This is a genomic window from Pseudarthrobacter sulfonivorans (assembly GCF_024391045.1).
Classification (GTDB): domain Bacteria; phylum Actinomycetota; class Actinomycetes; order Actinomycetales; family Micrococcaceae; genus Arthrobacter; species Arthrobacter sulfonivorans_B.
Genome location: NZ_JANFCZ010000015.1, coordinates 17,273 through 29,272, shown reverse-complemented (window position 1 = coordinate 29,272; position 12,000 = coordinate 17,273). Strand labels below are relative to the sequence as shown.

General features: G+C 65.9%; 7 protein-coding genes, 2 tRNA genes and 1 pseudogene. 8 read left to right on the top strand and 2 right to left on the bottom strand.

Annotated elements, in window-relative coordinates; genetic code table 11:
* The first annotated feature begins 27 nt into the window (after positions 1 to 27).
* Positions 28 to 115: transfer RNA gene (locus NQJ30_RS11385), tRNA-Ser, on the top strand.
* A gap of 176 nt (positions 116 to 291) precedes the next feature.
* Positions 292 to 1,947: an MFS transporter gene (locus NQJ30_RS11380; RefSeq protein ID WP_255770031.1), complete on the top strand. Its 1,656-nt coding sequence runs from the start codon at positions 292 to 294 to the stop codon at positions 1,945 to 1,947.
* Here NQJ30_RS11380 and NQJ30_RS11375 read toward each other — a convergent pair.
* On the bottom strand, positions 1,871 to 4,051 hold the full coding sequence (locus NQJ30_RS11375; protein ID WP_255770030.1) for a RecQ family ATP-dependent DNA helicase: 2,181 nt from the start codon (positions 4,049 to 4,051) through the stop codon (positions 1,871 to 1,873). The two genes, NQJ30_RS11380 and NQJ30_RS11375, sit on opposite strands and share 77 nt — an antisense overlap.
* Before the next feature lie 159 nt (positions 4,052 to 4,210).
* Between NQJ30_RS11375 and NQJ30_RS11370 the strand changes: the two genes are divergently transcribed.
* From NQJ30_RS11370 to NQJ30_RS11355, 4 genes and pseudogenes are all read left to right on the top strand, one after another.
* A complete protein-coding gene (locus NQJ30_RS11370) occupies positions 4,211 to 5,629 on the top strand; it encodes a phosphomannomutase/phosphoglucomutase (RefSeq protein WP_255770029.1) in 1,419 nt (472 codons plus the stop codon).
* A complete protein-coding gene (locus tag NQJ30_RS11365) occupies positions 5,616 to 6,134 on the top strand; it encodes a hypothetical protein (RefSeq protein WP_308215206.1) in 519 nt (172 codons plus the stop codon). Before NQJ30_RS11370 ends, NQJ30_RS11365 begins: the two co-directional genes overlap by 14 nt.
* 16 nt (positions 6,135 to 6,150) lie before the next feature.
* Positions 6,151 to 6,597 (top strand): annotated as a pseudogene (locus NQJ30_RS11360) (RrF2 family transcriptional regulator); the annotation flags it as partial.
* A gap of 266 nt (positions 6,598 to 6,863) precedes the next feature.
* A complete protein-coding gene (locus tag NQJ30_RS11355) occupies positions 6,864 to 8,024 on the top strand; it encodes a globin domain-containing protein (RefSeq protein WP_255770028.1) in 1,161 nt (386 codons plus the stop codon).
* 86 nt (positions 8,025 to 8,110) lie between these two features.
* On the opposite strand, the gene NQJ30_RS11350 is transcribed toward NQJ30_RS11355, so the two are convergent.
* Positions 8,111 to 9,946, bottom strand: a complete 1,836-nt coding sequence (locus NQJ30_RS11350; RefSeq protein ID WP_255770077.1) for a phosphoenolpyruvate carboxykinase (GTP) — start codon at positions 9,944 to 9,946, stop codon at positions 8,111 to 8,113.
* A 275-nt stretch (positions 9,947 to 10,221) separates the two neighbouring features.
* Between NQJ30_RS11350 and NQJ30_RS11345 the strand changes: the two genes are divergently transcribed.
* Together NQJ30_RS11345 and NQJ30_RS11340 are read left to right on the top strand one after the other, a co-directional pair.
* Positions 10,222 to 10,295: transfer RNA gene (locus tag NQJ30_RS11345), tRNA-Arg, on the top strand.
* 193 nt (positions 10,296 to 10,488) lie between these two features.
* Positions 10,489 to 11,958 (top strand): dihydrolipoyl dehydrogenase family protein, encoded by a 1,470-nt coding sequence (locus NQJ30_RS11340; RefSeq protein WP_255770027.1) that lies wholly within the window; start codon positions 10,489 to 10,491, stop codon positions 11,956 to 11,958.
* Positions 11,959 to 12,000: the final 42 nt, after the last annotated feature.

The following is a 12,000-nucleotide window of genomic DNA, read 5'->3' as shown; positions in this document are numbered from 1 at the left end:
ATCCTTGGTGGGCTAGGAATAGCAATTGGAGACGTGCCAGAGCGGCCGAATGGGCTTCACTGCTAATGAAGTGTGGGGCACAACTCCACCGGGGGTTCAAATCCCCCCGTCTCCGCGTTTGGCCCCGGTCCTGCACCGGGGCCTTTTGCGTACCCGGACCCGGCCTCCTGGCTCCGGCTCCCCCGCTCCTCCCCCCAACTAAGTAGCAGCAGATGCTCTTATGAAGCGTCATAACGACATCAACTGCGACCTACATGGGGGCGTGCGGACCGACGGTGGCAGGATGGTGCAATGCCCGCACGCAGCACCCCGAACAGCGAAACCGGCACAAGCCCGGCGTGGAATCCTCGTCTGGCACTGTTGGTGGCCGCCACATTCTTTATGGAATTCCTCGATGGCACCATCCTCACCACCGCCATCCCCAACATCGCCGGCGACTTTGGTGTGCCCGCCGCCGATGTGAACATCACCATGACCGCCTACCTCATGACCGTGGCGATGGGAATCCCCTTAAGCGGTTGGCTCGCCGAACGCGTCGGTGCCCGGAAGGTCTTCTGCCTGGCGATCACCCTTTTCACGCTCGCGTCCCTGGCCTGCGCGCTGAGCCCTGACCTGACGGTGTTGACTGTCAGCCGGATCGTGCAGGGCGCCGGCGGAGCCATGATGGTTCCGGTGGGCACGCTCCTGGTGCTTCGCGGCACACCCAAATCGGAACTGCTGCGGGCAACGGCGTTCCTGGTGTGGCCGGCGCTGCTCGCACCGGTGCTCGCTCCGCTTGTGGGCGGCGCACTGACCACCTATCTGTCCTGGCACTGGATCTTCCTCATCAACCTGCCGCTGGGGGCAGCCGCGTTCATCACGGCGCTGAAGATTGTTCCTGCCGTCGCGGGCGATCCGGAGCGGAGGCTGGACTGGCTGGGGCTGGCCCTGACCACCGCGGGAGTGGGCTCCCTGGTTGTTGGCCTGGAGCTGGCCACGGCCCATCCCGACGGGCCGTGGGCCGCGATCTCCGCTGTGGCTGGGCTGGTTGCCCTGACGTGCGCCGTGCTGTGGATGCGGCGCGCGAAACACCCGCTCTTTGATCTTTCGGTATTCCGCACCCGGACCTTCCGGGCAATGGCCACCGGCGGCTTTGTGTACCGCCTGACCATCAGCTCCGTGCCTTTCCTGCTGCCGCTGATGTTTCAGACCGGCTTCGGCTGGACTCCACTGCATGCCGGCATCATGGTGGCTGCTGTGTTCATCGGCAACATCGGCATCAAACCGGCCACCACGCCGCTGATCCGCCGCTTCGGTTTCCGCGCCATGCTGGTCCTTGGCTCCCTGGCGTCCGCGGTCACCTTCGCGCTGTGCGCCCTGCTCACTCCGGACACCCCGCAGGCCTTGATCTTCGCCTTGCTGGTCTGCAGCGGGGCTTTCCGCTCCATCGGATTTTCTGCATACGCCTCAGTTCAGTACGCGGACATCGTGCCCGCCCAGCTCACCTCAGCCAACTCAGTATCCGCGACGCTGGTTCAGCTCGCGGCCGGCTCCGGCATTGCCGTCGGCGCGCTGCTCATCCGTGTCTTTGACGGCGTGGCGGTCTTCGACGCGGATGCGGCGGGCCCGTTCCGTGGCGCTTTTTTCACCATGGCGGTCCTGATGCTCTTCAGCACCGCGGACAGCCTGTCCCTGCACCGGCACGCCGGCGCAGAAGTCAGCCGCCCTGCGGGACCGGAAGTCGCCGGTCTGGATTCCAAAAGCCCGGCAGCCAGCAGTCCGGATTCCAGCCGACAGGATTCAAACAGTCCGGATTCCAGCAGCCCCGATTCAAACAGTCCGGATTCCAGCAGCCCCGATTCAAACAGCCCGGATTCAAGCAGCCCGGCCGTCAGCCCGCCTGCCCAAGCACCAGCGGAAGGACAGCACCCGCCCCGGCCTGCCGCAGGGCACGTCCGGCGACCGTAAGGCTCCACCGGCTATCCACCAGATCGTCTATCAGCATTACGCCCTGCCCGCGCAGTGACGCCACGGCTGCCTCGAGTTCAGGTCCCACGACCAAACGGTCCCAGACCCCCGCCAGCCGGTAGGCACTGTTGCCGCCCCTGCTTCCCGTCGGTCCGCCGTGGCCCATAGACAGTTCGCCAAGGTAGGGCATCCGGCCGATTTCCGAGATCCCCTGCGCCAGGGAGCGGACAAGTTCGGGCTTGCTCCGTGAAGGCATGCTGACGATTGCCGCCGGCCTTCCGGCGCCGCTCCAGCCCGGGGTCCGGCCATCACCCGTTGCCCATTCATGCAGGACCTGGACACAGGCCTGAAGCATTGCGGGGTCCACCGGCCGGTCGGCTGCTCCGGCCGCAAAAAGTTCCCGCAGTGCACCGCCCCACCCAAGGTCCGTGAGCCTTGCCAGAATGCGGCCGTTGGCCACTCCCTCATCGGGCTTAATCTTGCCCTTCACTGGTACGCCCAGGCGGTCCATTCCGCTTGGCCACTGCAGCCTGGCCTCCAGGACCCCGCCGGCCCGGCTGAGGGTCTGGCCTGCGGCTGCCGTGGCGTCGGCTGCAATGTCAGCCGGGAACCAGCGGCCGGCGCAGTTGTCGCACCGCCCGCAGGCATGCGCTGTTTCGTCGTCAAGAACCGAGGTGATGTACTCCATCCGGCACCCGGCGGTGTCCTGGTAGATGACCATGGAGTCCTGCTCGTCCACCCTGGCCTCGGCGATCCGGCGGTAGCGTTCGGCGTCATAGACCCACGGCACGCCCGTCGAACGCCAGCCGCCGCCGACCCGCTCCACGGCACCGTCCACCGCCAGCACTTTGAGCAGCAGCTCCAGCGGCGTGCGGCGGAGGTCAACGCGTGCTTCCAGGGCAACCGTGGACACCGCGGAACCGGCCTCGGCCAGGGCAGTCAGCACCGCCGTGGCTTTCTCCTCGGAAGGCATGGATGCAGTAGCGAAGTACTGCCAAATGTCACGGTCCTCGGAACCCGGCAGCAGCAGCACATCGGCGTTTGCCGCACCACGGCCCGCACGGCCAACCTGCTGGTAATAGGCCACCGGTGAGGACGGCGCGCCCAGATGCACCACAAAGCCGAGATCAGGTTTGTCGAAGCCCATGCCGAGCGCGGACGTTGCCACAAGTGCCTTGACCTGGTTGTCCTTAAGCAGCTGCTCGGCGCGTTCGCGGTCGGCGGGATCGGTGCGGCCGGTGTACGCCAGCACCTCATGGCCCGCTTCGGCGAGCAGACGCGCAGTGTCCTCCGCGGCTGAAACGGTCAGGGTGTAAATGATCCCGCTGCCGGGGAGATCGCCGAGGTGGGTCAGGAGCCACCCCAGGCGTTGGCGCGAATCAGGGAGGGAGAGGACGCCCAGCCGCAGGGAATCACGGCCCAGGGTGCCGCGGATGGTCAGGACACCGGCCCCGAGCTGTTCCTCGATGTCGTGGACCACGCGGGAGTTTGCCGTGGCGGTGGTGGCCAGAACGGGAACCGAGTCCGGCAGCTGGGTGATCAGGTCCGCTATGCGCCGGTAATCCGGCCGGAAGTCGTGGCCCCAGTCGGAGATGCAGTGGGCCTCGTCAATAACCAGCAGTCCGGTTCGCCGGATCAGCTCCGGCAGTTGGTTCTCACGGAACGACGGATTCGTGAGCCTTTCCGGCGATACCAGTAGGACGTCCACCTCGTCCGCGGCCAGCTGTTCCCGCACGGTGTCCCATTCCAGCTGGTTCGCCGAGTTGATGGCCACGGCACGCACGCCCGCGCGGGCGGCGGCGGCCACCTGGTCCCGCATCAGGGCCAGCAGGGGCGAGACGATCAACGTTGGCCCGGCGCCGCGGCGCCGAAGCAGAAGTGAAGCCACGAAATACACGGCCGATTTTCCCCAACCGGTGCGCTGGACCACCAACGCCCGCCGGCCGGCGTCGACCAGTGCCTCAATCGCTTCGAACTGCCCGTCATGGAATGCGGCTTCCGGATGGCCCACGAGTTCCCGGAGGACCTCCAGCGCCTGGACCTTTGTGGTGGACGGAGCATCAGGGGAAGCGGAAAGAAGGGCGGCGTTCTGGGTATCGACCATTGATTCAGTATCCCAGCCCCCATCGACACCGGTTCCCCGAAGGTCCCTATGTGGACAACCCCATATGCCGGCACACAAGGAAAGGAACCCTCCGTCACATGGCCTGGCGCCCACTCCCCCTCAACAGGCTGCCGTGCACTTCCACGTAAGATAAGACCCGTGACTAGCGAACAGACAAAGACTTTTGACCTCTCGGCATCCTTCAAGGCCTACGACGTCCGGGGCATCGTGGGCGATTCCATCACCGCCGAAATCGTCGAAGCCGTAGGCGCCGCGTTCGTCGATGTCCTGGAACTCGAAGGCAAAACCGTCCTGGTAGGCGGCGACATGCGCCCCTCCTCACCCGAGTTCGCCAAGGCCTTTGCCGACGGCGCAGCCACCCGCGGCGCCAACGTCCAGCTCCTTGACCTCATCTCCACCGATGAGCTCTACTACGCGTGCGGCTCCCTCAACGCAGCCGGCGCCACATTCACCGCCAGCCACAACCCCGCCGAATACAACGGCATCAAGATGGCCAAGGCCGGCGCACAGCCCATCTCCTCCGAATCGGGGCTCAAGGAGATCCAGGCGCTGGCTGAGGAATACCTGAACACCGGCCACATCCCGGCCGCCCCGAAGCGTGGCCAGATCGGCGTCCACGACGTCCTGAAGGACTACTCGGAGTATCTCCGCGAACTGGTGGACCTCTCCGGGTCCCGTCCGCTCAAGGTTGTCGTCGATGCAGGCAACGGCATGGCCGGCCTGACCACCCCCGCGGTCCTCGGCGACGCCCTCCTGCCGAAGCTGCCGTTCGAGATCATCCCCCTCTACTTCGAGCTCGACGGTTCCTTCCCCAACCACCCGGCGAACCCGCTCGAGCCGGAGAACCTGCGCGACCTGCAGGCCGCCGTTATCAAACACGGTGCCGATATCGGGCTGGCCTTCGACGGCGACGCCGACCGTTGCTTCGTGATCGATGAAAAGGGCGAGCCCGTCTCGCCGTCGGCCATCACCGGCATGGTGGCGCGCCGCGAAATCGCCCGTGCGCAGGGACAGGGCGAGGCGACACCCACCATCATCCACAACCTGCTCACCTCACGTGCGGTGCCGGAATTGGTGGCGAACGACGGCGGACGCGCAGTCCGCACCCGCGTTGGCCACTCCTTCATCAAGGCAGTCATGGCCGAAGAAGGTGCCGTCTTCGGCGGTGAGCACTCCGCGCACTTCTACTTCCGCGATTTCTGGAACGCGGACACGGGAATGCTCGCCGCAATGCACGTCCTGGCCGCACTCGGCGAGCAGGACGGTCCGCTGTCCGAGCTCGGCCGTGAGTACGAACCCTATGTCTCCTCCGGTGAAATCAACTCCGAAATCGAGGACAAGGCCGGAGCTGTGGACCGGGTCAAGGCAGATTTCGCCGCTGAAGACATCATCGTGGACACCATGGACGGAAGCACGTTCACGGCCAACGACGGAAGCTACTGGTTCAACCTGCGCCCGTCCAACACGGAGCCGTTCCTCCGGCTTAATGTGGAGGCCACGGACCGGCTGCTGATGGAACGCGTGCGTGACCGCGTGCTGGCCAATGTCCGGCGCTAAGCCCCAGGCACAGCACGGCCCGGCAAGCGACGCCGCGGCCGGCCAGGCTGGGCCGTCCTGGCGGGATTCCGTTCCGGAGGCCAGCGCCGCGGATCTGGAGAACCTGATGGGCACCGGACTTGGCGCCGCCCAGGAACAGCTCCAGCGCAACGGCGGGTTCCTGCCTTTCGCGCTGGTGGTGCAGAACGACGGCGAGGTCCGGCTCATGGCCGTTACTCCGGCGGATGCTACGGAAGGCTCCGACGGTGACTTCGACGCCGAGGCCATGATCAGCGACCTCACCGAACTCCTGCGTCAAAACCGGGATGATTTCCGGGCCGCCGCAGTGGTCTGCGACATCACGCTGGTCGAGGAAGATTCGGATGCCATCCACGTGGCCGCCGAGCACCGCGACGGGTCCGTCTTCGCGGCCGTCCTCCCGTACTCTGCCAACCAGACCACCCGCGAATGGGACTTCGGCCCGCTGGCGGCTGATACCAACGAGCCCGCCATCTGGGTGGGCTAGACCGCGGCCGATGGTCATGAAAATCAACGCTTTCGCCGACGTCAGCCTCCGGGCCCTAATGGTCCTGGCTGCCGCCCCGGAGGCCACGCTCCTCACTACCCAGAACATTGCGGATGCCGTGGCCACGCCGTACAACCATGTCAGCAAGGCGATGGCCAAGCTGCGGGGCCTGGGCCTGATTGATGTTGAACGGGGCAGGAGCGGCGGTTCGCGCCTCAGCTCAGCCGGCCGCCTGGTCACGGTGGGCCAGGTCCTGCGGGCGCTGAACACCCGCACCGATGCCGCCGACTGTGTTTCCCCGGCAGGTAACTGCCCGCTGATCAACGAGTGCAAGCTCCGCGCCGCCCTGGGCCGCGCCCGTGAGGCCTTCTACCGGGAACTGGACGACGTCGTGGTGGCCGAACTGCCCGGCTCGAAGCAGATGACGCCGGTCTTTCAAATGATCGGCCTGCGCCCCGGCCTCCAGCCCGAGGTCCTCCGGCCCGAGGGACTCCAGCCTGCTGGCCTCCAGCTTGAGGGACTCCACCCTACGGGCCTCCAGCCTGAGGTCCTGAAGGCTCCGTAGCCCCACCCGCAGCCGGGCTGTCCGGCCGTCGAACGCCACATGACACACTCGATTTGATTTCATATTTCTACAGGGTGTAGAACTTGAGGTATCAATACATGCATTTCAAATGCATGTATTATCCGACCGGACGAAGGCCCCGGTCACCTACCTCAGGAGTCAGCATGCTCTCGGACAAATCCCGCCCTGTCATTGAGGCCACCCTGCCGCTGGTCGGCTCGCGGATCGGCGCCATCACCCCCAAGTTTTACGCCCGCCTCTTCGCCGCGCACCCGGAACTCCTGGACGGCCTGTTCAGCCGCTCCAACCAGCGCTCGGGCGATCAGCAGCAGGCGCTGGCAGGAAGCATCGCCGCTTTCGCCAGCCATCTGGTCAGCAACCCCGGCACCCTCCCCGAAACGGTCCTCTCCCGGATTGCACACCGCCACGCCTCACTGGGAATCACCGAACCGCAGTACAAGGTGGTTTACGAGCACCTCTTCGCCGCCATCGCCGATGACCTCGCCGAGGTCATCACCCCCGAAATCGCCGAGGCCTGGACCGAGGTGTACTGGCTGATGGCCGATGCCCTGATCAAACTCGAAAAGGGCCTCTACGCAGCACAGGCCAATGGCAAGATGTGGGCTCCGTGGCGCGTCGCGGCGAAGACTCCCGCCGGCCTCGGCTCCATGACCTTCACCCTGGAACCGGCAGACGACACTCCCATCACGCCCGCACTGCCCGGCCAGTATGTCAGCGTCAAGGTGACCCTGCCCGAAGGCCTGCGGCAGGTCCGCCAGTACTCGCTCTCCGGGGAAGCCGGCACCAGCCGCAGCTTCACCACCAAGCTCGACGACGGCGGCGAGGTCTCCCCCGTCCTGCATAACAACGTGCAGGTGGGCGACGTGCTCGATATCTCCAACCCGTACGGCGAAATCACCCTGAAGGAGGGCGACGGCCCCGTGGTCCTCGCCTCCGCCGGCATTGGCTGCACGCCCACAGCGTCGATTCTCCGCTCCCTCGCCGAAGCCGGCTCCGACCGGCAGGTGCTGGTGCTGCACGCCGAGAGCACCCTCGACAGCTGGGCGCTGCGCAGCCAGATGACGGACGACGTCGAACGCCTGGACGGTGCCGAGCTGCAGCTGTGGCTGGAGCAGCCGGTCGAAGGCACCAAGGAAGGCTTCATGTCCCTGCGCGAGGTGGATCTCCCGGCCGACGCGTCGCTGTACCTGTGCGGCCCGCTGCCGTTCATGAAAAACATCCGCAATGAGGCCATCAACGCGGGCATCCCGGCCACATCCATCCACTATGAGGTCTTCGGCCCGGACATCTGGCTCGCCAGCTAGGTCCCCAAAAAAGTACGACGGCGGCCCCGCACCTTTTCGAGAAAGGTGCGGGGCCGCCGTCGTAATGTCTGTTTCTACCCAGCTGACTAGCTGTGGTCCGCCATGCGCTCCTTCAGGGCGTCGAGCTCGGCGCGCAAAGCCTCCGGCAGGGAGTCACCGAATTTCGCGTACCACTCCTCGATCGAGGCCAGCTCGGCCTCCCACTCCTCGCGGTCAACGCGTACCGCGTCTTCGACGTGGGCGTGGGTGAGGTCCAGGCCGGTAAGGTCCAGCGAGTGGCCCGCCGGGACGAATCCGATGGGCGTTTCGACGGCGTCAGCCTTGCCTTCGAGACGCTCAATGGCCCATTTGAGGACACGGGCGTTGTCGCCGAAGCCCGGCCATGCGAACCCGCCGTCGGCAGTGCGTCGGAACCAGTTGACCAGAAAGATGTGCGGGAGCCGCTCCGGGTTGGCCTTGCCCGAGACACTGATCCAGTGCTTCAGGTAGTCGCCGGCGTCGTAGCCGATGAAGGGCAGCATGGCCATCGGGTCGCGGCGGAGCACGCCGACCTGGCCGGCGGCAGCCGCCGTGGTTTCCGAGGAGAGCGTGGAGCCCATGAAGATGCCGTTGGTCCAGCTGCGGGCCTGAGTGACCAGGGGAACCGTCGTCTTGCGGCGGCCGCCGAACAGGATGGCCGAGAGCTCTACGCCTTCGGGGCTGTAGTACTCCTCAGCCAGCATGTCGATCTGCGAGATCGGCGTGCAGAAGCGGGAGTTCGGGTGCGCGGCCGGCTTGTCCGAATCCGGCGTCCAGGAGTTACCCTGCCAGTCCGTCAGGTGCGCGGGGACCTCGTCGGTCATGCCTTCCCACCACACGCCGCCGTCGTCCGTGAGTGCGACGTTGGTGAAGATGCTGTGGCCCTTGGCGATGGCGCGCATGGCGTTGGGGTTGGTCCCCCAGCCGGTGCCCGGGGCTACGCCGAACAGGCCTGCCTCCGGGTTGGTGGCGCGCAGCTCGCCTTCCTTGCCGATCCGCATCCAGGTGATGTCGTCGCCGAGGGTTTCGACTTCCCAACCGTCGATGGTGGGATCCAGCAGGGCGAGGTTGGTCTTGCCGCAGGCGGAGGGGAAGGCCGCGGAGATGTAGTAGTTCTTCTTCTCCGGCGAGGTGAGCTTGAGGATGAGCATGTGCTCGGCCAGCCAGCCTTCGTCGCGGGCCATCACGGAGGCGATACGCAGGGCGTAGCACTTCTTGCCCAACAGGGCGTTTCCGCCGTAGCCGGAGCCGAAGGACCAGATGGAGCGTTCCTCGGGGAAGTGGACAATCCACTTGTCGGGGTTGCACGGCCACGGCACGTCGGCCTGGCCGGCTTCGAGCGGCGCGCCCAAGGAGTGCAGGGCAGGCACGAAGAATGCGTTCGTCGCCGTAATTTTGTCCAGCACTTCGGTGCCGATGTTGGCCATGATGCGCATGGAGGCGACCACGTAGGCGCTGTCGGTGATTTCCACGCCGAACTTGGGATCCTCGGCGTCGAGGTGGCCCATCACGAACGGGATGACGTACATGGTGCGGCCGCGCATGGAGCCGGCGAACAGGCCGCGCAGCTTCTGCTTCATCTCAGCCGGAGCCATCCAATTGTTGGTAAAGCCGGCGTCGCGCTCTTTTTCGGAGCAGATGTAGGTCTGCTCCTCGACCCGCGCTACGTCGGCAGGATCGGAGAAGGCCGCGAAGGAGTTGGGGAACGTCTCCGGGTTCAGCCGCGTCAGCGTGCCGGCTGCGACAAGTTCGTCGGTGAGACGGGTGTACTCTTCCTCAGATCCGTCAACCCAGTGGATGCGGTCCGGCTGCGTAAGTTCTGCAACCTCTTCGACCCATGCCAACAGTGCGGCATGCGTGGTGGGTGCTTTTTCGAGCAGCGGTTTCTGCGCCAGATCGCCCATTACGGTTCCCTTCCTCGGGTTCATCGGTGTGTCCTAAATGTTATTGGCCACCCGGGGGTCCCATGAGGCACCGGCAATGCACGTTTGTGATCGTTAGGGACGTAAACCGCGCAAATTCAAGGAAACTTTACTGAAATCGCCTAATTTAAGTGATGAAGGTCACCTAGACCGGTCTAGTCAGCTATATTACATGCCCCTCGATTTGGCACGAGGGCCCACCCTCGCGTAAAGTAATTCGAGGTTCGGGGAGCGAGATACTCCGCGAAACAGAATATGCGCCCATAGCTCAGCTGGATAGAGCGTCTGTCTACGGAACAGAAGGTCAGGGGTTCGAATCCCTTTGGGCGCACAGAATGAAGGTCCGCACCGGTTCGCCGGTGCGGACCTTTTGCTTTAACCGCCAGGCCGCGTCGCGGGTTAGGGGTTATAGGACAAAACGTGTGTAAATCCCGGCGCGGCCTCGCCCGGGAGCCAGCCAGGCGGGGCTAACCCCGGGGCGGCGGTCCTCCCCGCCGCCGCAGGGCCGGGCGTAGGCTGGAGAAATGACGCCCCAAACCGTGGACCGCGAATTTGATGTCGTAATCATCGGCGCCGGGGCGGTGGGCGAAAATGTTGCGGACCGGGCAGTGCAGGGCGGACTCACCGTTGTAGTGGTCGAGGCAGAACTGGTGGGCGGCGAATGTTCCTACTGGGCCTGCATGCCGTCCAAGGCGCTGCTCCGCCCCGGCACGGCCCTCCACGGTGCGCAGACCGTGCCGGGCGCCGAAGAGGCGGTGACCCGGACACTGGACGCCGCGGCAGTGCTCAAGCGCCGCGACTATTTCACCGCCAACTGGCAGGACGACGGCGCGGTGAAGTGGCTTGACGGCGCCGGGATCAATCTCATCCGCGGACGCGGCCGGCTCACCGGGCCCCGCGCTGTGGAAGTAGCCGGGCTGGACGGCAACACCTACCAGCTCAAGGCGCGGCACGCCGTCGTACTGGCCACCGGGTCCACGCCCAACCGGCCGCCTATCGACGGTCTGGCGGAACTCAAGGTCTGGGGCACGCGCGAAGCTACCTCGGCACAGGAAATTCCGGAGCGGCTTGCCGTCCTGGGGGGCGGGGTGGCCGGCACCGAACTGGCCCAGGCGTTTGCCCGCCTGGGCTCGGACGTGACGCTCGTGGCCCGGAGCGGCCTCCTGGGGGCCTTCCCCGCCGAGGCCGGAAGCCTCGTGGCGGCGGCTCTTCGGGCGGACGGAGTGAAGGTCTGCCTCGGCGCATCCACGGAAAGCATCCGCCAGAACGACGACGGCACGTTCACCCTGGCCCTGCGCGACCGGACCGCCGGCGAACCAAGCACCGTGATGGCGGACAAGGTCCTGGTCTCCACCGGCAGGCATCCGGCCCTGGACGGCCTTGGCTTGGACAGCGTTGGCCTCGAGGCGGAAGAAGGGCGCCCGCTCCGGCTCCGCACCGACTCCACTGGCCTAGTCCAGGACGCGCCGGGCGATGAGCCCTGGCTATATGCAGTGGGTGACGCCGCCGGCAAGAACTACTTCACACACCAGGGCAAGTACGAGGCACGGGCCACCGGTGACGCCATCGCCGCCCGGGCCAAGGGGGAACTGAAAGGCGCCCCGGAGGCCTGGAGCCGCTACGCCCAGACGGCCAACGAGCACGCAGTGCCCAGCGTGGTGTTCACCGATCCTGAGCTGGCTTCCGTGGGACGCACGGTGGAGCAAGCCAGGACGGACGGCTACAACGCCTCGTCCGTGGAGTTGGCCATCGAGGTAGCAGGTTCATCGCTGCACGCCGAGCACTACGCGGGCTGGGCGCAGCTGGTGGTCGATGAGGACCGCAAGGTCCTGCTGGGAGCCACCTTCGCCGGACCGGACGTGGGTGAGCTGCTCCACGCCGCCACGATCGCGGTGGTGGGCGAGGTCCCGCTGGACCGGCTGTGGCATGCGGTGCCGTCGTTTCCGACCATCAGCGAGGTGTGGCTGCGGCTCCTGGAAAAGTACGGCCTGTAGTCTATTTGAACTGACCAGTCAGTTCGGTTAGGATGGTGGCAG